19 protein-coding genes are annotated in these 23373 nt (G+C 57.9%); 14 read left to right on the top strand and 5 right to left on the bottom strand.

Annotated elements, in window-relative coordinates; translation table 11 throughout:
• Positions 1 to 9 precede the first annotated feature (9 nt).
• The gene (locus EQV93_RS17985; RefSeq protein ID WP_122784342.1) at positions 10 to 1197 is read right to left on the bottom strand and encodes an acyl-CoA dehydrogenase family protein; all 1188 of its coding nucleotides are present in this window, start codon (positions 1195 to 1197) and stop codon (positions 10 to 12) included.
• Between the two features lie 365 nt (positions 1198 to 1562).
• Here EQV93_RS17985 and EQV93_RS17980 point away from each other — a divergent pair, with 365 nt between their 5' ends.
• The gene (locus tag EQV93_RS17980) at positions 1563 to 4124 is read left to right on the top strand and encodes a putative mucin/carbohydrate-binding domain-containing protein (protein WP_240892101.1); all 2562 of its coding nucleotides are present in this window, start codon (positions 1563 to 1565) and stop codon (positions 4122 to 4124) included.
• Between the two features lie 49 nt (positions 4125 to 4173).
• On the opposite strand, the gene EQV93_RS17975 is transcribed toward EQV93_RS17980, so the two are convergent.
• Together EQV93_RS17975 and EQV93_RS17970 are read right to left on the bottom strand one after the other, a co-directional pair.
• A complete protein-coding gene (locus EQV93_RS17975) occupies positions 4174 to 5745 on the bottom strand; it encodes an amidase (protein ID WP_240892100.1) in 1572 nt (523 codons plus the stop codon).
• A 218-nt stretch (positions 5746 to 5963) separates the two neighbouring features.
• Positions 5964 to 7400, bottom strand: coding sequence for a coniferyl aldehyde dehydrogenase (locus EQV93_RS17970; RefSeq protein WP_240892099.1), 1437 nt, complete (start codon positions 7398 to 7400; stop codon positions 5964 to 5966).
• A 197-nt stretch (positions 7401 to 7597) separates the two neighbouring features.
• Here EQV93_RS17970 and EQV93_RS17965 point away from each other — a divergent pair, with 197 nt between their 5' ends.
• The 6 genes from EQV93_RS17965 (at position 7598) to EQV93_RS17940 (ending at position 13710) form a co-directional block, all read left to right on the top strand.
• Positions 7598 to 8578, top strand: coding sequence for a flavin reductase (locus EQV93_RS17965; RefSeq protein WP_122784340.1), 981 nt, complete (start codon positions 7598 to 7600; stop codon positions 8576 to 8578).
• A 30-nt stretch (positions 8579 to 8608) separates the two neighbouring features.
• Positions 8609 to 9382, top strand: a complete 774-nt coding sequence (locus EQV93_RS17960; protein ID WP_240892098.1) for a glucose 1-dehydrogenase — start codon at positions 8609 to 8611, stop codon at positions 9380 to 9382.
• Between the two features lie 165 nt (positions 9383 to 9547).
• A complete protein-coding gene (locus tag EQV93_RS17955) occupies positions 9548 to 10339 on the top strand; it encodes a fumarylacetoacetate hydrolase family protein (RefSeq protein WP_122784338.1) in 792 nt (263 codons plus the stop codon).
• Positions 10340 to 10360: 21 nt separating this feature from the next.
• Entirely contained in the window at positions 10361 to 11290 is a 930-nt protein-coding gene (locus EQV93_RS17950) for an acetaldehyde dehydrogenase (acetylating) (protein WP_122784337.1), read from the top strand.
• 10 nt (positions 11291 to 11300) lie between these two features.
• Positions 11301 to 12323 carry a 4-hydroxy-2-oxovalerate aldolase gene (gene dmpG / locus EQV93_RS17945; protein ID WP_122784336.1) on the top strand — a complete coding sequence of 341 codons (1023 nt, stop codon included), beginning with the start codon at positions 11301 to 11303 and terminating at the stop codon, positions 12321 to 12323.
• A gap of 73 nt (positions 12324 to 12396) precedes the next feature.
• Positions 12397 to 13710, top strand: a complete 1314-nt coding sequence (locus EQV93_RS17940) for a spinster family MFS transporter (protein ID WP_122784335.1) — start codon at positions 12397 to 12399, stop codon at positions 13708 to 13710.
• Here the strand turns inward: EQV93_RS17940 and EQV93_RS17935 are convergent.
• A complete protein-coding gene (locus EQV93_RS17935) occupies positions 13683 to 14768 on the bottom strand; it encodes an NAD(P)H-dependent flavin oxidoreductase (protein WP_240892097.1) in 1086 nt (361 codons plus the stop codon). The genes EQV93_RS17940 and EQV93_RS17935 overlap by 28 nt on opposite strands.
• A gap of 373 nt (positions 14769 to 15141) precedes the next feature.
• Entirely contained in the window at positions 15142 to 16701 is a 1560-nt protein-coding gene (locus EQV93_RS17930; protein ID WP_240892096.1) for a L,D-transpeptidase family protein, read from the bottom strand.
• 161 nt (positions 16702 to 16862) lie between these two features.
• Here EQV93_RS17930 and EQV93_RS17925 point away from each other — a divergent pair, with 161 nt between their 5' ends.
• The 7 genes from EQV93_RS17925 to EQV93_RS17895 all read left to right on the top strand — a co-directional run bounded on the left by EQV93_RS17925 (position 16863) and on the right by EQV93_RS17895 (position 23362).
• Positions 16863 to 17576, top strand: a complete 714-nt coding sequence (locus EQV93_RS17925; RefSeq protein WP_122784332.1) for a murein L,D-transpeptidase catalytic domain family protein — start codon at positions 16863 to 16865, stop codon at positions 17574 to 17576.
• 319 nt (positions 17577 to 17895) lie between these two features.
• Positions 17896 to 18663: a FadR/GntR family transcriptional regulator gene (locus EQV93_RS17920; protein ID WP_122784331.1), complete on the top strand. Its 768-nt coding sequence runs from the start codon at positions 17896 to 17898 to the stop codon at positions 18661 to 18663.
• Positions 18664 to 18769: 106 nt separating this feature from the next.
• Positions 18770 to 19972 (top strand): ABC transporter substrate-binding protein, encoded by a 1203-nt coding sequence (locus tag EQV93_RS17915; protein WP_122784330.1) that lies wholly within the window; start codon positions 18770 to 18772, stop codon positions 19970 to 19972.
• A 67-nt stretch (positions 19973 to 20039) separates the two neighbouring features.
• Entirely contained in the window at positions 20040 to 20900 is an 861-nt protein-coding gene (locus EQV93_RS17910) for a branched-chain amino acid ABC transporter permease (RefSeq protein ID WP_122784329.1), read from the top strand.
• A gap of 1 nt (position 20901) precedes the next feature.
• Positions 20902 to 21912, top strand: a complete 1011-nt coding sequence (locus tag EQV93_RS17905) for a branched-chain amino acid ABC transporter permease (protein WP_240892095.1) — start codon at positions 20902 to 20904, stop codon at positions 21910 to 21912.
• The gene (locus EQV93_RS17900; protein ID WP_122784327.1) at positions 21909 to 22667 is read left to right on the top strand and encodes an ABC transporter ATP-binding protein; all 759 of its coding nucleotides are present in this window, start codon (positions 21909 to 21911) and stop codon (positions 22665 to 22667) included. Before EQV93_RS17905 ends, EQV93_RS17900 begins: the two co-directional genes overlap by 4 nt.
• Positions 22667 to 23362, top strand: a complete 696-nt coding sequence (locus EQV93_RS17895; RefSeq protein WP_122784326.1) for an ABC transporter ATP-binding protein — start codon at positions 22667 to 22669, stop codon at positions 23360 to 23362. The genes EQV93_RS17900 and EQV93_RS17895 overlap by 1 nt, the downstream gene beginning before the upstream one ends.
• The last annotated feature ends 11 nt before the right edge of the window (positions 23363 to 23373 follow it).

The raw sequence follows: 23373 nt of genomic DNA, 5'->3' as shown, positions 1-23373 counted from the left end.
TTCACAGGATCAAACAAACGGGTCTGCGTTCGGCAGGCCCAGTTGCACTACGCCGTAGCTGCGTCGGTACGCCGCCTCATTGTTGGCAATGTGCCCGCGGGCCTGATGCAGGTCGCGGAAATATCGCGCCACCGGGTTAGTGTTGTACAACCCCGAGGCCGCCATGCAGCGCAGCAGGTCGCTGACCCGATCAGCGCATACATTGGTCACATGAGAGGATTGGTAGCGATACAACAAACGGGTTTCAACGTCCGGGTACTCGCCTGCTGTGGCCAGTGCCATGAGGTTGGCGTAGTTGCGCATCAGTACCAGCCTGAGCGCGTCGACGGTGATGGTGGCTTCAGCGACAGCCGCCTGTGCTGCCGGGTCTTCAGCGGTTTTAGCACCGTGCTTGCCGATATGCTTGGCGGCGTTGTCGCGAAACTCATTGATCGCCCCTTGCAGCGCGCCAATGGCCGACGTCGATACGGCCCGAGCAAACACTTGAGCAAAGGGAATGGCATACATCGGATGGGTATTGACCAGCCGTCCTGGAGTGGCTTCGATGCTGTAGTTGTTGGTGCGCTGCACGCGATGTGCCGGTACAAACGCATCCTCGACGATAATGTCGTGGCTGCCGCTGCCACGCAGGCCCAGCACATCCCAGTTCTGCTCGATCCGGTAATCGGTGGCCGGGATCAAAAAGGTGCCGTGTTCGGTCGGGCCCATTTCATCTTGCGGGACGATACCGCCGAGCAAACACCATTTGGCGTGCTGGCTGCCGCTGGAGAAACCCCATCGCCCGCTGACCTGATAACCGCCCTTGACCGGCGTGACTTTAGCCACCGGCATATAGGTCGAGGCCACCAGCGTGGAGCTGTCTTCACCCCACACATCGCGTTGCGCCTCAACCGGGTAACGCGCCAGTTGCCAAGGGTGAACACCGACCACACCGTACACCCAGGCGGTCGACATACAGCCTTCGGCCAAGGTCATCTGGATTTCAAAGAAGGTGCGCGGATCCACTTCGTGACCGCCCCACATTTTGGGCTGCAAAGCACGAAACAGACCGGCCTCCTGCATATCGCGCACCGTTTCGTCGGGCAATTTGCAGTCCTTGTCCGCCTGAGCTGAGCGACTTTTAAGCGCGGGTATCAATTGCCGCGCGCGCTCCAGCAGCTCAAGCTCTATCGGACTTTTCTCTCGTATCTGATCCATCCGTGTGTTCTCCGTCAGTCTCTCGCTGCGCGAATGCGCGGGCGCTGTATGACGAATAATCCAGCCTGTGGCGATGGGTATCATCGTCAAAGCGGACTAGAGATTTCCAGGTAATCGCTATGAGCCAGTGTTAACAGCTTATGCCTGATTGTATGGAGAGTGAGTCCGTAATAATTGATGAATTCTGCGTATTACTGCTATGGCCGCTCATATATTAAAACAATCACTGACTGTAATTACTGACAGTTACCCTGCGAAGGGGTCGATGTTAGCCTGACACTTCGATCAACTTGGTTAATCAATCGCACACCTGACAAATCCGGTGTGTCGATCGCCCATTCCTGCCTGTTAACAAGAGGTTTATCATGGCCACTACCACCCGCACCCAAAATATCAACACCCTTGTCCGGCCAACGTGGTTGGATGCAGCAGGAATGAGCAAAGGTATAAATCATGACCGACAACATCTGGGTTTGATTCTCGGCGCTAATGAAACAATCAACATTAGACAAATTAACCCTGATTTCACTGCACCGCTTGTAGCTCGCCTGTTACACAATGACAGTGCAACTGAAATCGTTCTCAATGTCGGAAGCGATTGGACACCGTTAACCACCTCAGTTGCTACAGTGCCGTTCATCGATACGCCTTATATCGATGGATCGCCACAAGTTGAATTCGAATACCCTGACCATAGCAAAACTCTTCCCGTTTATAAAAAAGGCGACGATGAGGACTCCTTTCTCAGCCAATGGGAAAATCAAAATTCTGAATATGCCTACATTGAAAGCTTCTTCACAAATATATTAGTACCCGGGCCAGATATAATTCATGTACAGGATCTGAAGTCGCAAGGCGGAATTGATGGACTGATTGATTTCTACGATTCACTCTTCACCTCATTCAACGCAACGGCGGGTCTTTCTTTTGAGCCTGCGCAGCCCACTGACTTGAACATCCCCAATCGATACTTCATGAAGCTGGATAATAATGGACCAGGCTCAGCCTATTACGGGACCTACTACACGGGACAGTCTTCTTATTCGAATATTAATAAGTACTGGCTATCTCCTGACACTACCAACTGGGGTTGCGCCCATGAAATTGGTCATGGTTATCAGGGGAAATTTGGATCAGACACTTCATTTTACACGGGTGAAATCTGGAACAATATTTACGTCGTCTACTGGCAGGATTCAAAGGATCCCGAAGTCAGAAATAAAATAGGTGGATTATATGAAGGTGAAAAGGAATTCTTTGAATGGACTATTCAAGACCAACTGGAAAAACGCAACCCTGTGGCCAAATGGGGAGATTTGCAACGCCTATTTTTTTTCATATTAATGATTGACGCAGCGGGTGTCAGTTCGTTTACCCACTTCAATCAGCTGTACCGCATCAATATGAATTCTGCTGACTTTGTTCCCGAAAACCATCCCATTCTAGATATGTTAGCGGACAGCTTAGCCACATCAGGCAATCGTATAGACGTCGTTCCTTTTATGCAGTTATGGGGCGCGCCTATTAGTGCATTGCAACGAGAGCGTAATCTTTACAGTGGTGCCAACGCCGTGTACTCTCTTAATCGTTTATTTAAATGCGACGCATTACTACAGCAACAAAACGCCTTGGGATTGGACACCGACTTTGATCTTGTCAAGGTTGAGCAACTCAGTAGCCATCCCGTGACAGGAAAATACAGACTAAAATTCATCATCGATGATTTTTCCCAAATTTATGGGCATCCCTTTATCGTAATGGACGGTGATCGTGTAGTGCACCAGCACATCATCACTGACGATGATACTTATATCCCAGCCCTTCCAGTGGGCGCCTACTCGTTAAGATTGCCCTTTGGCAAAAATAAAAAATATCAGCCGAGCACAGAATATCTAATCGTCAAAGACGGTAATAACCAGTACACCATCAACTTTACCCCTCGCAACACCTCATCTATCACGGGGTCCCAGAAAATATGGCTACTTGGCACAGGTAATTGGTCGTTTGGGTGGATGCTATTAGACTTTTTTACCCAATCCATTACATTGGCAATAACAAAAGTCGAACCACATCCCAACTACCCTGATTTTTATGCCCGTATCGGAATTAAAAATTCTGACGACAAAGAGTTCTTTTCTATAGAGGTCCCTGGTAAGGGCGCCGAAATTCTAGAAATCCAACTCCCCTATAAGCCCGGATATCAGATTGAGGTTATCCATTCACAGTCAGGGGGGTTTAGAACGACTACCCCTGGCATAATTGACAACAGCTCTCAAAATCAAACGTGGAACCTCACCCCATTTGGCTTTGAAAATGTGGCACTGAGCACAGACATTCAGGCCAATTATCTACTCAGCATCGAAAACTGGGTAAATGAACTTCGCAATGACCCCATCAGGAGCAAAGCCGCCTGCTTTTCTAAAGTAGAACTTTATCTGGCACTGCAAGCGTTCGACAGCCCTGAACGCGAAGAATTGATGGAGGCCTATGCTGACTGCTTGCCTCTGGACAATGACGCACCCGACAGTATAAAAGCAGGGAGCTATTTTTCATTTGAATATTTAAACCCGAGTGGAATAGCTTCAATAGTTTCTCAACTCTACCTCGATACCAATAAACTGGCTGTGAAAACTTATACTGCCTCGCAAGATGATGGCTCCGACAATGTAATCGTTTCAATGAAATACACAGATAGAAACGGAGTTATACTGCTAGACCTCTCTATCACCAGCGGAGAAGAGACGGAAATGCAAACATGGGAATTCCCCGTCTCCCCTGAAAGAGGAGAGCGCTTAACTATTTATCATAAGACGCCGGTCAGTGGCCTGATACTCATCAATGAAACGCTAGACAAACGATGGACGCAGTATCATCAAAAACAAACTTATCTAATCACCCATGAAGGACTTAAACCTGTCGAAGAATAATATGCGCCTGTGGGGGCGCGGCTTACTCGCTCCCACAGGGTATGTTTATTTATATCTCAGGCAACTTCGCCCACCCACGGTCCTGCTCAATCTGCGCACTCAAGCGCAGCAGCACGTCCTCCCCGCCCAATGGCCCGGTAAACATCATGCCGATGGGTAAGCCGTTCTCACTCATGCCCACCGGGAGCGAAATCGCCGGTTGCCCACTGACATTGGCCAGCACGGTAAACGCCGCACTGCCCATGGCGTTGTGGGCGTAGCTATCCCACAGTTGGTCGAGACTGAGCAAACCCAGCTTCGGCGTTACGTTGGCTGTGACCGGCGACAGGATCACGTCGAATGTCTGAAACTGTTGTTCCATGTAGCCGCCAATGCTTTCGAACGATTGCCGTGCGCGGTACAGCCCTTCGCCCGTGACATTTTTGGCATTGCCCAGCACCACTTGCGTGATGCGTTCAAAGTCGTCCGCCGTGGCCGTGCGCCCCAGTGCTTGCTCACGGTCATGCACCATGGTCAGCAAGGCATCGCCAATCACCGAACCGTGGGCTCCAAACAATTGGCGCGGGTCGACTTTAAGCTGCACCTCTTCAACGTTATGCCCCATCGCACTGAGTCGCTTGATGGTCTCATCCAAGACTCGCGCCACGTCCGGGTCCAGGGGCGAGCCGGTCAAGGATTCACGCACCAGACCAATACGCAAGGTGCCGGGTGCAGTTTGGATTTCTTCTACATAGGGGCGCACCAGTGGCTTCGCCCAATACGGGCTGCCGGGCTCATGGCCTTGGCCGATGTCGAGAAACAAGGCCATATCGCGGATATTGCGCGACACCACGTTGCCCACGCTGGCCCCAAACCAGCCCTCATATTTTCCGGGGCCGCTGGGTGTGCGGTAGCGGCTGGGCTTAAGACCCACCACGCCGCAATAGGACGCCGGAATACGGATAGACCCCCCGCCATCGGTGGCATGGGCCACGGGCACAATCCCGGCGGCCACCGCTGCCGCTGCCCCGCCGGAGGAGCCACCTGCGCTATGGGCCAAGTTCCAGGGGTTGCGGGTTTGCCCCCACAGCAGCGACTCGGTGGTGGTGGTCAGGCCGAATTCCGGGCACGTCGTTTTGCCAAATGGCACGGCCCCCTGGGCTTGATACCGGGCAATCAAGGTGCTGGTTTGAGGCGCCAGTGGCGCGTCCTTGTACAAGCGACAGCCATTGGTGGTGCGGGTGCCCTCCAGTGGCGTGTTGAGGTCTTTGATCAGAATCGGCACCCCGGCCAGAGCGCCCGTGTTCGACGCACCGCCAGCACGGCGGGACTTGAGCAACGCAGTCGCGTACTCGTCGTGACGCATATTGACCGCATTGACCTTAGGGTTGACGGCATCACAGCGCGCCATCGCGGCAGCCAGCAAGTGCTCGGGCGCCAGTTCGCCCTTGCGCACGGCGTTGGCCATGTCCCAGGCGTCCATCGACTGATAGTCGGCAGGTGAAACGGCATCACTACCGCTCGCATGGGCAAAACGGCCGAGCAGGCCAACGCCTGCGGCCACTACGCCCGCCTTGAGCACGTGGCGTCGTTGCCAACCAGCAGATTCTTCAGGTGTTGCGGCAGGGTTTTGCAAAATCATACTCCAGCTTTAATTTTATTTTTATGGGCACTTCAGCAAATTCCCTGTAGCAGCTGACGAGCTTTGCGAGGCTGCGTTCGACGATGCAATCGTCGCAAGGTCGATGAACGCGGTGTATAGCCTGGCGCCCTGATGAAACTTCTCAACGACGGCTGCGCCGTCGATCGCAGCCTCGCAGAGCTCGTCAGCTCCTACAGTTTTGCCATGGAACGCTTGGCTCAGTCGGCCGTGACCATTGACTGCATGGTCGGCAGAAAGTGCTCGCCGTAGGGTGGCAGCAGCCCCCATTCACGGCGTGGATCATGGCTCGGCGCCTTGAACACGGTGCGCATATGGCTGAACTCCAAAAAGCCTTCGCGACCGTGATAATGCCCCATACCGGAAGCGCCTATGCCGCCAAACGGCGCATCGTGCAAGGCGGCGTGCATCATCACGTCATTGATCGTAACGCCGCCCGAAATGCTGTGCTGCAACACGTAGCGCTGTTCTTCTTCATTTTGACCAAAATAATACAGCGCCAATGGCCGCTCACGGCTGTGAATATCCTCCAGCGCCTGTTCAATCTGGTCGTAGGGCAGCACCACCAACGCCGGCCCAAAGATTTCTTCGTGCATGATCCGGCTGTCCCGTGGCGGGTCGATGACCACTTGCAGCGGTCGACGCCGTGCCTGCTCATCGGCCTTGAGTGCCTGCGGAAAACTTTCTACCCGAGCACCGCGTTCGCGTGCGTCTTGCACATAGCCTTCAACACGTTGCAAATGCCGCGCATTGACCACGGCCACCACGTCAGGGTTGCCCTCAACAGTGGGACACAGGTCGTTGTAGGCCACGTGCAAGGCACCGATAAAGTCTTCGAGCTGCTCACGGGGGACATACACCACGTCCGGATTGATGCAGATCTGCCCACCGTTGTTGGCTTTGGCCACGGCAATGCTGAACGCGGCCTTGGCCAGCTCGGCGCTGCGGGAAATGATCACCGGGGATTTGCCCCCCAGCTCCAGAGTCAGCGGCACCAGGTTTTCGGCGGCGTTGCGCATCACCGAACGGGCCACTGCCGTGCTACCGGTGAATACCAGATGGTCAAACGGCTGCGCGGTCAACGCCTGGGCTACGTTGGCATCACCCAACACCACCGCGACCTCAAGCGGGTCAAACATATCGGCAAATGCGTTAGCCAACACGGCAGCCGTGCGCGGCACCACTTCGGAAGGCTTGAGTATCGCCCGATTACCCGCCGCCAGCACGCACGCCAACGGGCTGAGCAAGGTAAACAGCGGCGCATTCCAGGTGCCCAGAATGCCAATGGAGCCTTTGGGCTGATGCATGACCCAGGCCTTGGCGCCCAGCTGGTCATAAGGTGCAAACACTTCTCGCGGCTCGTCTTGCATCCAGCCAGAAAGATGGTCACGGGCATACTTGAGCGATGCCAGCGAGCCCAGCACATCGTTCATTAACGAAAAACCCTGGGGCCGCCCGCCAAAATCCTGGTCGATGGCTTCTACCAGCGGCTGCTGATAGCGCACCAACAGATCAATTACCCGCTGAATCCGTTCCTGACGCTGGGTGGCACTGACCGGGCCAGCCTCGATAAAGGCTTTTTTCTGCGCGGCCAGCAGGCCGGGCAACTGTTCGGGTGCGGTGTCGGGATAATTCATTTGGCGTGTCCTCTCAGGGTGTATGCGGGCCTTGGCGCGCTGACATTGAAGTGCCGCCGACGCTAGACAAACCGTGGCCTTAACGCCTCGTCCAATCGGACGATAATCGGCTAAATTCGTTAGTCCGTTAAGACGATGTAACACACCTTTGCCAGGGGAATACTGCCAGCACGCCAATTCAATCCATGGGGTCCGTCATGGCAGTGCAAAGCAGTTTCGATCCACAGGCATTTCGTACCGCGCTCGGCACCTTCACCACCGGGGTGACCATCATCACCACCCAGGCGGAGGACGGCTCGCCCATTGGCATCACCGCCAACAGTTTTAACTCGGTGTCGCTCAACCCGCCGTTAGTGTTGTGGAGTCTGGCCAAAACCGCTCGCAGCCTGCCGGTTTTCACGTCCGGCAAACACTGGAACGTGCACGTTCTGTCGACTGAACAGGAACCACTGTCCGGGCGCTTTGCCATGCAAGGTGAAAACAAGTTTGAGCAAATCCAGCTCGATAACGGTATCAGCGAAGCGCCTCTGTTGCAGGACTGTACGGCACGTTTCCAGTGCCGCACGGCTTTTCAATACGAAGGCGGCGATCATGTGATCTTTGTCGGCGAGGTGCTCGCATTCGACCACAGTGACCGCGCCCCACTGGCCTTTCAAAGCGGGCAATACGCACTGGCCACCCGCAAACCCCGCAGCGAGCTGCGCCTGGCTACCACCCCGCCGCCGCCCGAGTGCAGCTACACCGAAGACCTGCTGGGGTACTTGCTGGGCCGTGCCCACTATCAACTGCTTGACGCCCTGCACCGCCTGCTGAGTAATCAGCAACTCGATGAGCATGCGTTTTTTATCCTGTCGGTGCTGTGTATCCGCGACAACTTGAGCCTGAGTGAGATCAATACGTTTGTCAGTTACACCGGGCACGTGGTGACGCTGGCGAGCATGCGCTTCCTTGAAAAACAAAACATGGTTGCTCTGGAAGGCAGCAGCAGTGACCCGCGCTATGTCCTGACCGCCAATGGCCGCGAAGCCTCTGTGCAGCAGTTGGCACTGGCCAAGGCAGTGGAAGAAGACTTGGCGGCCAAGATGGGGCCCGGTGATGCACAAGCGCTCAAGGTGCTGCTCAAGCGCCTGATCAGCGTCAGCGATCCCGGCTTGCCAGACTTGTGGGCGCCCCGCTGATTTTTAATTAGAAGAAGGAAAAGGACCCTTATGAGCATTATCAAACGCTTCGACATGACCGGCAGCGTGGCGGTCATTACCGGTGGCGGCCGGGGCATTGGCCGGGGCATTGCACTGGCTTACGCCGAGGCGGGCGCCGATGTGGTGCTGGCCGCTCGCACCTTGAGCGATGTTGAGGCCGTGGCTGAAGAAGTGCGCAGCCTGGGCCGACGGGCCTTGGCCATCGCCTGTGATGTAACGGTCGATGAACAACGCAGCGCGTTGATCGAGCAGGCTCGCGAATACATGGGGGCTATCACTCATTTGGTTAACAACGCCGGGGGCGCCGGCCCCAACGACCCATTGACGCTCAGCGTCGAACGCTTTGAAGAAATACTGCGCTTCAATGTGTCGTCGGCGTATCACCTGTGCCAACTCTGCGTGCCGCATATGCGCGCTGCCGGCACGGGCAACATTCTCAATATCACTTCAGGGGCGGCGCGCTATGCGCAGACCCAATTCAGCGCCTACGGCACCGCCAAGGCGGCGCTAAGCCATATGACCCGCCTGCTGGCCCAGGATTTTGCGCCGGTGGTGCGGGTCAATGGGATTGCCCCCGGGCCGATTTTGACTGATGCCCTGAATCGCGTTTTGCCGGTGGCCATGCGCGACAGCATGGTCAAAGCCACACCCATGCAAAGTCTGGGTGAAGTGCAAGACATTGCCGCTGCGGCGTTGTACCTGGCCAGCCCGGCTTCGCGCTGGGTCACGGGCAAGATTCTGGAAGTCGACGGCGGCGCCGAGTCAAGCGTCTGGCCGGGATAAGCCATCTCCAACCTGTAGCAGTTGCCGAAGGCTACGTCCGGCGGCGCAGCCGTCGCAAATAGGGTAATGCGCTGTGTCAGGTCAACGGGGTGCAGTGGGTTGACGATTGCTTCGCAACCGGACGTAGCCTTCGGCAACTGCTACGACTATTTAGAGAGAATATTTATGGACTCACAGTTGATTGAAGCGCTGGGCGATGAGTTGTTTCATGCGTTGCTGGAACGCCGCAGCCTGCAACCGCTGACCCAGCGTTACCCGGACTTGAGCCTGGAAACGGCTTATCAGATTTCCCTGCGCTTTTTGCAACGCCGGGTGGCCTTGGGCGAGCAGGTAGTCGGCAAAAAAATCGGCGTCACCAGCCGCGCCGTTCAGGACATGCTGGATGTGCATCAACCCGACTTCGGCTTTCTGACCAACCGCATGCACGTCGCCGATAACAGCGAGGTGAGCTTCAGCGCCCATCATCTGGTGCAACCTCGGGCCGAAGGCGAAATCGCCTTTATCCTGGCTGAGGACCTCAGCGGCCCTGGCATCACGGCTGAAGATGTCATGGCCGCCACTGAATTTGTCGTGCCGTGTTTCGAGATTGTCGATTCACGCATCGCCGACTGGAAAATCCGCATTCAGGACACCGTGGCCGATAACGCCTCCTGCGGTGTATTCGCGTTGGGCGAGCAACGGATTGACCCGCGCACACTGGACTTGACCAAGGTTGAGCTGCACCTGCTGAAAAACGGCCAGCCGGCCGGGCACGGTTTCGGTTCAGCCGTGCAGGGCCATCCTTGCGAGGCCGTGGCCTGGTTGGCCAATACCCTTGGCAAGTTCGACATTCCGTTTCGCAAAGGCGAAATCATCCTGTCTGGAGCACTGGCGCCACTGGTGCCGGTGCAACCGGGCGATGAAGTCAGCCTGACCCTCAGCGGTCTGGGCTCTGCCCGCCTGCGCTTTGTGCCTTAAATCACGTCTGAGACCCTGACCATGACCAGAAAAATAAAGTGTGCCCTGATCGGGCCGGGCAATATCGGTACTGACCTGCTGTACAAATTGCTGCGCAGCGAGGTTCTGGAACCGGTGTGGATGGTAGGCATCGATGCCACCTCCGAAGGCCTGAGCCGTGCCCGGGAGATGGGTCTTAAAACCACCAGCGATGGCGTCGACGGTCTGCTTGAGCATGTACTGGCCGACAACATCCAGATCGCCTTCGACGCAACTTCGGCCTATGTACACGCCGAAAACAGCCGCAAGCTCAACGAGTTGGGCGTGCTGATGATCGACCTTACCCCCGCCGCCATCGGCCCGTACTGCGTACCGCCGGTCAACCTGAAAGCCAACCTCAAGCGCGGCGCGATGAACGTCAATATGGTCACCTGCGGCGGTCAGGCCACTATTCCTTTGGTGGCGGCTGTTTCCAGCGTGCAGCCTGTGGCGTATGCCGAAATTGTCGCCACGGCGGCGTCCAAATCGGTCGGCCCCGGCACGCGCAAAAACATCGACGAATTTACCCGCACCACGGCCAATGCGATTGAACAGGTCGGCGGTGCCAAAAAAGGCAAGGCGATCATTATCGTCAACCCAGCCGAGCCGCCGCTGATCATGCGCGACACCGTGCATTGCCTGACCGAAACCGAACCTGATCAAGCCGCCATTACAGCAGCCCTGCACGCCATGATCGAACAAGTGCAGCAGTACGTACCGGGCTACAAGCTGGTGAATGGCCCGGTGTTCGATGGCAACCGGGTGTCGATCTTTATGGAAGTCGAGGGCCTGGGTGACTACCTGCCCAAATACGCCGGCAACCTGGACATCATGACCGCTGCGGCGGCGCGTACGGCCGAGATGTTCGCCGAAGAAATTCTCAACGGCGAGCTGCAACTCAAGGCCACCGCCGCTCAACCCGCCCTCGCTTAAGGAGCACCCCATGGATCTTCGCGGCAAAAAAATCACCGTGCATGACATGTGCCTGCGCGACGGCATGCACCCCAAGCGTCACCAGATCACCCTTGAGCAAATGAAAAGCATCGCCTGCGGGCTGGATGCGGCCGGCGTGCCGTTGATTGAAGTCACCCACGGTGACGGTCTGGGCGGCAGTTCGGTGAACTATGGGTTTCCCGCCCACACCGATGAGCAGTACCTGTCGGCGGTGATTCCAATGATGAAGCAGGCCAAGGTGTCGGCCCTGCTGCTGCCCGGCATCGGCACGGTTGACCATCTGCAAATGGCCTATGAACTAGGGGTCAATACGATTCGGGTCGCCACCCATTGCACCGAGGCGGATGTCTCCGAACAGCACATTTCCTATGCGCGCAAGCTGGGCATGGACACCGTCGGCTTTCTGATGATGGCGCACATGAACAGCCCTGAAGGACTGGTCAAGCAAGGCAAATTGATGGAGAGCTATGGTGCCAACTGCATTTACCTGACCGACTCGGCGGGTTACATGCTGCCCCATGACATCAAGGCCCGTGTGGCGGCCATGCGCGAAGCGCTGCACCCGGACACCGAAATCGGCTTCCACGGCCATCACAACCTGTCGATGGGCGTGTCCAACTCCATCGCGGCCATCGAAGCTGGCGCTACGCGTATCGATGCCGCCGCAGCCGGTCTGGGCGCAGGTGCGGGCAATACGCCGATGGAAATTCTGGTGGCGGTGTGTGATCGCATGGGCATCGATACCGGGGTCAGCGTGTTCGGCATTCAAGACGTGGCCGAAGACCTGGTGGTGCCGATCATGGACTTTCCGATCCGCAGTGACCGCGATGCCCTGACCATGGGGTATGCCGGTGTCTATGGCTCGTTCCTGTTGTTCGCCAAGCGCGCCGAGAAAAAGTACGGCGTGCCAGCACGGGAAATTCTGGTCGAAATGGGCCGTCGCGGCATGGTCGGCGGCCAGGAAGACATGATCGAAGACACCGCCATGACCCTCGCCCGCCAGCGGGCCTGAGGGGGCTCTGAACAAAGGCGCTGACGCATCACGGGTCGGCGCCTTTGCCGTTTTATTCAAGGTGGAATCGACTATGACAGACACTCACGTCGGCTGGCGCAGCCACGCTTTGCTGTTGTTGCTGGCTGCGGTGTTTGCCGACAACTTTGTCGGGCGCCAGATTCTGGCGGTGATGATAGAACCGATCAAACGCGAATTCGGGGTCAGCGATACCGCCATGGGCTTGATCTCGGGGCTGGCGTTTGCCGGGGTTTATGCCCTGCTCGCCCTGCCCGCCGGGCGCTTGGCGGATCGCATGTCACGCACCCGACTGTTGGCCATCGCTTGCCTGTTGTGGGCGGTGGCGACGGTGCTGTGCGGGCTGGCCGTAAGTTTCTGGATGTTGGCACTGGCGCGAATGGCGGTGGCGGTGAGCGAGTCCCCCACTACGTCGGCGTCCATGTCGATGATTGCTGACTTGTATCCTCCGCATCGGCGCTCGTTTGCGATCAGTTGCTTCACGGCGGCGCCGACTTTTTCTGCCGTTATTGGCTTGAGCCTAGGCGCCTGGGTGGTCGAGCACTATGGATGGCGCATGGCGTTTATCGTGATCGGCATGCCAGCGCTGCTGTTCTCGCTGGCGCTGGCCGTGCTGGCCAAAGACCCGCCCCGTGGACGCTGGGATCTGGCCAGCGCACACGCCGCCCATCCCTTGCAAAGTATGGTCAGCGAAGCACGCAAGCTGTGGGCCCTGCCCGCTTACCGTTGTTTGATTATGGCGGGCGGCCTGACCACCCTCAGTTCGTACGCCATCGGCATGTGGAATACCAGCTTTCTGGTGCGCTCCCACGGCCTGTCGCTGCAACACGCAGGCTTACTGGCCGGGTTTATCTGTGGCGGGGTTGCCGGGATCGGCGCGCTGTTCAGCGGCTGGTTGAGCGATCACCTGACGCCGCGCAACCCGCATTGGCAAGTGGGCATTCCGATTATTGGCCACGTGGCGGCGACCTGTGCCTTGGCCGCTTATCTGTTATGGCCTTCGACGGTGTGGCTGTACCTGGGAGAGGTGCCTGTACCCAGCGCCATGCTCTGGTGTGCGTTCTACAGTTTTTTTGCGGTGTGGTGGGTAGCGCCCTCCTACAATCTGGTGACGCAACTGGTGCCCGCCAACCGCCGAGGCACAGCGATGGCCTTGCAGACCATCGTCTCTACGCTGATGGGGGTAGGCACCGGACCGTTGCTCGCCGGGTTGCTCAGTGATGCACTGGTGCCTAGGTTCGGCGTGGAATCGCTGCGCTATGCCCTGCTGCTGGTCAGCCTGCCGGTGCTGGGCTCCATTGCCCTGCTGATACGCACCTCCAGCCATGCCGCACCCACGGGTTATTTGCCCGTTGAGCGCGCCGCATAATCATCGACCAACCGGCGGGTCAGCTCATAAGCCGACAACTGTGCCGTGCGGCCCGGGCTTAACGCAAAGGCCTGCCCCGCCCACAGGTTGATAAAGTCGCCGGAACCGGCCGGCTCGCTGATCGCCTTGAGCGGCAGCAGAACACCGCCCGCCAACGGAAAAGCCGGCGCCTGAGGATTGATCGGGCCCATTTCGCGCATCACCCGGTTAAGAATCCCGCGCGCCGGGCGCCCGGTGAACAGGTTGGTCAGCGCCGTGTCGCTGGAGCCTGCCTCGCGCAAGGCCTTGTAATGCGGTTGGCTGATCTTGGCCTGCGGACAGAACAAGTACGCCGTGCCGATTTGTACCGCGCTGGCCCCTAGGGCAAATGCCGCCGCAATGCCGCGCGCATCGGCAATACCGCCTGCCGCAATCACCGGCACCGAGACCGCATCGACAACCTGTGGCACCAGGGCAAAGGTGCCGATCTGGCTGGCCAGGTCAGTACTCAAGAACATCGCCCGATGGCCACCGGCTTCATACCCCATGGCAATGATTGCATCGCAGCCGTGACGCTCCAGCCACTGAGCTTCGGCCACTGTGGTGGCTGAGCTGATGATCTTTGCGCCGCTGGCTTTTACTCGCGCGACCAGTGCGGCGGCAGGAAGACCAAAATGAAAACTCACCACCTGCGGGCGCAGTTCTTCGACCAGCGCACAGGTCGCCTCATCAAAAGGCGCACGGCTGGACACGGGGGTGGGCGCGTCAAAGTCGGCGCCCAACTCGATGTAATAGGGTTTGAACAGCGCTTTCCAGCGCTGCGCTCGGGCGTCGTCAGGCTGCGGTGCCTGATGGCAGAAGAAGTTCAGATTGAGAGGCTGATCACACACGGCGCGGAACGCTGCGACTTCGGCGCGAATGGCCTCATGGCTTAACGTGGCACAGGCCAGAGACCCCAGCCCGCCGGCCTGAGCAACGCCTGTCATGACCTCGCTGGCGGCACCGAGCATGGGCGCTTGAATAATGGGGTGGGTAATACCTGTCAAATCGGTAAAACGTGAGTCTGGCCAGCGGGGCATAAAAAATCTCATGACAGTAAAACGTGTAAAGAACCTGTAGCCGCTGCCGCAGGCTGCGTTCGGGCGCGAAGCGCTCGTAAATATGACTTTACGACGGCTTCGCCGCCGATCGCAGCCTGCGGCAGCGGCTACAGGGATGACCCGCAGGCTGCATGGGGGCTTGAATAATGGGGTGGGTAATACCTGTCAAATCGGTAAAGCGTGAGTCTGGCCAGCGGGGCATAAAAAATCTCATGACAGTAAAACGTGTAAAGAACCTGTAGCCGCTGCCGCAGGCTGCGATCGGGCGCGAAGCGCTCGTAAATATGACTTTACGACGGCTTCGCCGCCCATCGCAGCCTGCGGCAGCGGCTACAAGGATGATCAACCGGGTTTAGCCCTGTTTGGCCAGCGCCGCGATCAACGCAGGGTCGAAATTGTAAATATCCGGGGAGTACACCACTTTTCCATCTTTATCAGCATGCGCTGTCCAATAGGTCATCAGGATCGGCATGGGGTTGGACAACCTGAACTCGCTGGTGCGCCCCGTGCTGAGCAACTCCTCGGTGCGCACTTTCTCGGACGGGGTCACCAGCCAGTCACGCAGTTCAAACACTGATTCAACGCGTACACAGCCCGAGCTGAATGCCCTGGGGCCTTTGCTGAACAGCGCCTGGCTGGGCGTGTCATGCAGGTATACCGAGAACGGATTGGGAAAGCGGATGGCAATACGCCCTAAGGGATTGCGCGGCCCGGCCCCTTGACGCAGGAGTATGTTGCCGGGGCGATCCCAATCAACACTGCCGGGGGAAATCGGCCGCCCGCTGCTGTCGATCACTTGCAAGTCATGACGGCTCAGGAAAGAGGGATCACGGCGAATTTGCGGCAGTTTGTCTTTCTTGAAGATGGTCGGCGGAATGGTCCAGGTCGGGTTCAGAGTCAGCCGGTTGACGGTGGATTTCAAAAGCGGCGTCTGCCGGTCGGGGCGCCCGACCTGGGTGCGGGTCTGCCACACCGGTTGACCATCCTTGTACACCGCCAGTTGTGCCGCCGCGACATTGACCAGCAGGCTGGTGGGTTCGAAGTCGTGGGCCATCCAGCGCAGACGCTCCAGATTGATCCGCAATTGGTCGCGCCGTGTCGCCGGGCTGACGTTCAGTTCCTTTATCGTGCCCGGCCCGATCACGCCATCGGCCTGCAACGAGTGATCCAGCTGAAAGCTTTTAACCGCCGAGACCACTTCATTGCTGTAGGTGTTGTTGACGGATGCCTGACGGCTCAGATACCCCTCGTCGGCCAATCGCCGGGCCAGTGCAGGCACACGGGTGTCTTGCATCCCGGGGCGCAGCAAGGGGCCATCGGGGATTGGTTGCCACTGCGTCAGGGGTTGCTGACGCATGCGGGCGTAGACTTTACGTAAATTCTGGTACTGCTCGAAGGCTGGCCTGGCCTGTGCGAACGCCGCACTCACGTCCTGCACGCCGGGTACGGCGAGGGCTAAAAGTTCGGCCTGACGGTCAGGTTCTACAACAGAATCGGAATGCCAGACCGGCTCGTAGCGGCTTTGGGACAGGCGCCCAAAGTGCAAGTCATGCAACGCTTTGAGGTATTGCCGGCTGGTGTCGATATCGGCACACAGGTCGTGACCCGCTGGTAGCGGGTAATGAGCCGGGTTCAGCCCATCATCGGCCAATTGCGCCAACGCCGCCTTCAAGGTGGCTACCCGAGCAGGGTCCGTCCACACCATCTGATCATTCTGGGCCTGATAGAAAGCCTGCAATAGCGCCTGTTGTTGCGCGTCCACGCCAGTGGCCAGCGCAGGGCAAGACTGCGGCAATTGGAGCAATGCCATCTGCACGGGGTTGGCCGGCTGAACAGCCATGTCGTCAGCCGACGCGACCAATGGCGCTACGAGCAAGGCAATGCTCAAGTAAACTGCGTGTTTTTTGATCAACTGCTTTACTCCAATCCATGGCCGTTGCGTTGAAATTCACCGTATCACCGTCACGGCTGACCCCGAAGGCTAGCAGCTATATCGTGTCTGTCTGTCTTAAACATAGCAGCCATCGGGTGACGGAGTTTCTGTAACCTTTAAACAGTGGAATATCGTTACCTATGCCGATTACTTTGCGACGACTCTTTCTGGTCGCCGCGACGCTGGGAGCTCTGTGCAACCCTGCGTTCGCCGCCAATATTTCTAAACAAGGGCTCTACAACAGCCTTGCCCAAGCCGCCCCGGAACTCAACCCCCTCGTACTGCAAAGCGCCCTGAGTGCCATGCAATGCGCTGTCAACAACGGCGCCAGCCCAGCCGAAAACCTGGCCGTGATTGATTATTCACAACCGTCTACGGCCCGCCGCCTGTGGATCTTCGACCTGCACAAAAAGACCCTGGTGCTGCGTGACCTGGTGGCCCACGGGCAAAAGTCCGGTGAAAACTTCGCCACTCAATTTTCCAATAACGAGGGCAGCCACCAATCCAGCCTGGGTCTGTTTCGTACTCAAGAAAGCTATCAGGGTGCCAACGGCTACTCATTGCGCATGGACGGACTGGAACCGGGTTTCAACGACAGCGCCCGTGACCGTGCCATCGTGATCCATCCGGCCAGTTACGTGAATCCTCTGTGGAGCCAGACCCAAGGCCGCATCGGTCGCAGTCAGGGCTGCCCTGCCGTACGCCCGCAGATTGCCCGTACCGTGGTAGACAAACTCAAGGACGGGCAGTTCATGTTTGCCTGGTACCCGGATCAAAAGTGGCTGCAATCTTCGGCTTACCTCAACTGCAAACCGCGGTTGGTGGCCAGTATTGTCTCGTCAAAAAAGGGCTGACAGTAACGCCACACCTCGTAGCAGCTGTCGAGCTCTGCGAGGCTGCGTTCGGCGGCGAAGCCGTCGTAAACCCGTCAACACAATGCATCAGACACGTCGCCAGGCGGGAGCGAGGTTTCAACCCACACCTCCTTTGTAGAACTTGCGACGATTGCATTGTCGAACGCAGCCTCGCACACCTCGTCAGTTGCTACAAAAATTGTTATCCATTACCGACTTCTTTGAGCTGAAAGCGACACGCTGCCCGGTCTTTCATTGACTGATCGGGCCAAGCGCTATTTATTACTATTAATCCGCATTAATACGATAAATAGAACATATGCTAAGTCGCCCGCTGCGCCGCAAACGCCAGAAGCTCTCCGATGTGATTGTCGAATCGGTCAAGCGCTCGATTGTGACCGACGCCCTCAAGCCCGGCGATCGCCTGCCCACTGAGCGAGAACTGATGGAGAGCTTTCAGTGCTCCAAAGGGTCGGCCCGCGAAGCCCTCAAGGCACTGGAAGTTGAAGGGCTGGTCAGCACCCGCACCGGCCCCAGCGGCGGCGCCTATTTGAATCAGGCCGGCACCGAACCCGCGAGCCGCGCCTTGCGCAACTATCTGCACTTTCAGCATCTGGATGGTGAGCAGGTCTATCAACTGCGCAAAGTCATCGAGGTCGAGCTAGCCGTGTCCGTTATTGGCCGACTCAGTGCCCAGGACTTCGCGGCCCTGCAAACCAATGTCGATTTTTGCAGCACCCCCGAAGACAGCGAGGCGGGCCAGCGCGAACAACGTCTGGCGGAGCTTGAGTTTCACACCCTGCTGGCCCGCGCCTGCCCCAACCCGTTACTGAGTTTTATGGCGCAATTCCTCAACGATTTACTGCGCGATCTGGTGGTGCTGAAAAAAGCCTATAAACCCAAGCGCAAGCAATTCGACGCGGCCAACCTCGACTATCACAAGCAACTATTGATTGCCTTGCGTGCTGAAGACGAACCGCGCGTGCGCACGTTGATGCACGAGCACATGTGCGATGCCGAACACCATATGACGGCACTTGAAGGTCAAGTCAGCCCACACTTTCTGCTGGAGTTCGATCACAGCTAAAGCCATACCCTGTTAGCCAACACCTATAAAAAAGGCCTGCCCACAGGCCCTGTTCTGCGGTTTGCCATTGCTACTCCTGCCAATAATTAAATCAGGGAGTCATTCCATGCAGCGTCGTACGTTGTTGAAAGCGGGTCTGGCGGCTGCCGGTGCTCTTGGCCTCGCGCCGGGCATCCGTCAGGCCTTCGCCAGCGAACCCTTTACCTTTTATGGCCTCAAGTCGATGTCCGGGCCTTTCGCCAGTTATGGCAAGTTTGCCGACATGGGCTCGCGTCTGGCTGTTGAGCAATACCCGCAACTGCTCGGCAGACCGCTCCATTACAAGGTCATCGACACGGAAGGCAATGCCGGCAAGGCGGTGCGCAAAGTGCAGGAAGCCATCGCCCAGGACGGGGCACGATTCTTTCAGGGCTGCACGCTGTCCTCATCGGCGCTGGCCGTGGCCAAGGAAGTGAACAAGGCTGGCGGGGTGTTCATGACGCCCGTGGGTGCCGATGAAGTCACCGGCAAGGACTGCAACAGTGCGACCTTTCGCTGGTCGGTGCCGACCTACGGTGCCATTCGAGAAACCCTGGTGCCCCTGATCAAAACCCTGCCCGATGCCAAACGCTGGTACACCATCACCCCGCAGTACGTGTTCGGCGAAGCGCTGTTGGACGGCACCCGCCAAGTGCTTGAAGAGCACGGTCTGGAACACATCGGCAACAGCTATCACTCGCTTCAGGAGCAGGAGTTTTCCGGTTACCTGACCAATGCCATAGTCGCCAAACCCGATGTGCTGGTGCTGCTCAACTTTGGCAGCCAATCGAACAATGCGCTGCGTCAGGCGGTGAATTTCGGCATCAAGGAGCGGATGAAAGTGCTGCTGGTCTGGTCTGCCGGGCTGGATCAATTTCAAGAGCTGGGCAGCGACATTCTCGAAGGCGTGTACCTCGGGGCGCAGTACTGGCATCAGGTCGATACCCCGCTCAACCGCGAACTGGTCAAAGCCACTCAGGCCAAATACGGCATTAACCCTACCTACCCGCTGGCGGCTGATTACATCAGCACCAAGGTGATGCTCGACACCATCGCGGCGACCGGCAGCTTCGACGGGCCGACCGTCGCCAAAGCCATGCAAGGCCTGAACTACCAAGGCCCAACGGGAGCGGAGTCAATCCGCGCCGGTGACCATCAGGTGATCAAGGATTACTACCTGCTGGTGGGCAAACCCGCCGATCAGATGAAGGACGCGGACGATCTGGCCTCGGTGATCAGCTCCGGGCGCTCGTTTGCGCCAGTCGAAAGCACGGGTTGCGTGCTGGGCTAAATCACGGTTTTCAAGCACCTTTCAACGGGCAGTCGATGACGCATGTTCGTCTGCCGAGGGTAACTGCATGCTCGAACTTTACCTGTTTCAGATTCTCAACGGCCTGGGCCTGGGGATGATCTACTTCTTGATCGCAGTGGGACTGACGATCATTTTTGGCCTGCTCAACTTCGTTAACTTTGCCCACGGGGCGTTTTTTCTGCTGGGCGCCTATATCTGCTACACGGTGGTCAGCCTGACCGGCAACTTCTGGCTGTCACTGCTGTTCGCGCCCTTGCTGGTGGCGGCTCTGGCATGGCTGATCGAGCGCCTGCTGATCCAGCGCATATATCACCTGCCGCACATGTTCCAGATTCTGGTGACGCTGGGTATTGCCCTGATCATTCAGGAAGCCAGCGTGATGATCTGGGGCCCGGTGGGTAAAAGCGTGGCCGTGCCACAGCTGCTGCGTGGCGTGCTGGTGATCGGCGACTTCGTGTACCCCTACTACCGCTTGTTCCTGATCGCCTTCTCGGCGCTGATCGGTTTCGCCCTGTGGCTGCTGCTGGAGCGCACACGCTTTGGCGCGCTGGTTCGCGCGGGCAGCGAAAGCACCGAAACCGTCTCCCTGCTGGGCACCAACATCTTTCGACTGTTTTCCATGACCTTCGCGCTTGGCGCGGGTCTAGCCGGGATTGCCGGTGTGCTGTTCGCGCCATTACGCGGTGCGCAGCCCTTCGTGGGCCCGGAAATCCTCGGTGTGGCCTTTGTGGTCGTGGTTATCGGCGGCATGGGTTCGTTCAGTGGTGCGCTGGTCGGCGGTTTGCTGGTGGGCGTGGTGCAAAGCCTGATGACAACTATCTGGCCTCAGGGCGCCAGCCTGATGATCTACGGCGCAATGGCCGTGGTGATTCTGCTGCGCCCTTATGGCCTGTTCGGGAGAGCCTGACATGAATGAGAAAAACCCCCTGCCCTTCGCCAAAACCCAGTCGCGCTCCATGCTGCTGTTGGTGATTGCGGTCTTGATTGGCCTGCCGCTGGTGCTGCCCTCGGCCACTCTGGCCACTGAAATCCTGATCTTCGCCATGGCTGCACTGGCCTGCAACCTGCTGCTGGGCTACACCGGCTTGCTGTCTTTCGGCCAAGGCATTTTCTTTGGTGCCGGTTCTTACTGCGCGGCCTTGCTGATGATTCACCTGCATCTGGGCCTGTTCAGTGCCTTGCTCGGTGCCGCGCTGGTGGGCGCCTTTCTGGCGTTTCTGGTGGGCGCACTGGCCATCCGCCGAACCGGTATTTATTTCGTGATGCTGACGCTGGCCTTCAGCCAGATGGCTTATTTCCTGACCTATACCCTGAGCGACTGGACCGGCGGCGACAACGGCCTGCTGGACGTGCCCCGCCCCGAAATTCGCATCGGCGATACCGTACTGTTGTCCCTCAGTGACGCACGCTATTTCTACGGCTTTGTCGCCGTGCTGTTCCTGCTGATTTTTATCGGCGCCCGCCGGGTGATTACGTCGCCTTTCGGCAGCACGTTAATGGCCATCCGGGAAAACGAAACCCGCGCCGCCGCCATTGGCTACGACACCCGACACTTCAAGATTCTGGTGTTTATGTTGTCCGGCGCCGTCACCGGAGTGGCCGGAGCGCTCTACGCCATGCTGTTGCATTTTGTCCCACTGTCCAACATCGACCTCGCCATGTCGGAGAACATTCTGATCATGACCATTGTCGGCGGCACCGGGTCGTTGTTCGGCTCCTTGCTGGGTGCAGGCACCATCGTGTTACTGGGCGATTTCCTGTCTGACTTGTGGCCACGCTGGCTGATGCTGCTGGGGGTCATTTTGATTCTGGTGGTGGTGTTTATGCGCGGCGGTTTGTGGGGCGGATTGTCGAGCCTGTTTGAACGGATCAAGGGCTCGCGTAAAAGCCAACAGCCCCTTCAGGAGGAACAGCCATGAGCACCCCACAGCCCCTGCTGCAAACCGAAAACCTGCAACTGGCCTACGGCGCCTTCAATGCGGTCAACGGCGTCAACCTGAAGGTCGAGCAAGGCACCATTCACACCGTGATAGGCCCTAACGGCGCAGGCAAGACCAGCCTGTTCCACTGTTTGACCGGAGAGCGTCAGGCCACTGGCGGTGCCATTGTGTTTGATGGCAAGAACATCATTAAAAAGCCCTCCCACGGCCGCGTTGCGCTGGGCATGGCCCGCTCATTCCAGCTCACCAGCCTGTTTCAGAACCTCAGTGTGCGCGAGAACTTGCGTCTGGCGGCCCAAGGCCGGGATGGACTGGGCGCCCTAAATTTCTGGCGACACGTGGACAGCCGCCGCCAGCACCACGACATGGCCGACCAGGTGCTCGAACGCCTGCAACTGACTCAACGCGCCAACACCCTGGCCGGAGAGCTGTCTCACGGCCAACAGCGGGTGCTCGAAGTGGGCATGTCGATCTGCTCCAAACCCAAGTTGCTGATGCTCGACGAGCCGACCTCGGGCATGGGCATCGACGACATCCCGATCATGACCCAACTGATCAGCGACCTGGGACGCGACCACACCGTGCTGCTGATTGAACACAACATGAGCATTGTCATGTCCATCAGCCAGCGCATCACTGTGATGAGCCAAGGCCAGATTCTGGTCGAAGGCACACCTGAATTTGTCCGCGCCGATGAACGTGTACGCACCGCCTACCTGGGAGAAGCCGCCTGATGCTGACTGTCGACACTATCCATTCCTACTACGACAAGAGCCACGTCCTTGAAGGCGTTTCGTTACAGGTCAATCCGGGGGAGCTGGTGACGTTGCTCGGGCGCAACGGTGCGGGCAAGACCACCACGTTGCGCAGCATTCTGGGGATTATCTGCCCGCGCCAGGGCCAGGTGCGCTTCAACGGTCAAGACATGGTCGGGCGCAAGGTCTTTGAGATTGCCCGCGAGGGGCTCGCCTTGGTGCCGGAGCATCGCGGCATTTTCCGCTTGCTCAGCGTTGAGGAAAACCTGCGCATCGCCCAGCGCAAAAGCAGCCGCTGGCAACTGGAGGATGTCTACGCGATGTTCCCGCGCCTCAAGGAGCGGCGCAAAAATGCGGGCCATGCGTTGTCCGGCGGTGAACAGCAAATGCTCGCCATCGCCCGGGCACTGGTCAACGACCCCAAGCTGTTGATCCTCGATGAACCTACCGAGGGGCTGGCGCCGGTGATTGTCGATGAGCTGGTGAAGATTTTGCGCACGATCAAGGAAGACGGCCTGCCCGTGCTGTTGGTGGAGCAGAACCTGAAGGTCTGCGACGCACTTGCCGACCGCCATTACGTACTCGAACAAGGCCGGGTGGTGTACGAAGGCAGCGCTGCCGAGTTTCGTGCCGACCCGACCATCAAAAACCGTTATCTGGCCCTGAGCGCCTGAAGGAGAACACT

Origin of the sequence: Pseudomonas sp. TMW22091 (genome assembly GCF_022496705.1) — a bacterium.
GTDB classification, from domain to species: Bacteria; Pseudomonadota; Gammaproteobacteria; order Pseudomonadales; family Pseudomonadaceae; genus Aquipseudomonas; species Aquipseudomonas saxonica.
The sequence above is the reverse complement of the archived record's forward strand: the minus strand, read 5'-3'. Positions and strand labels throughout refer to the sequence as shown.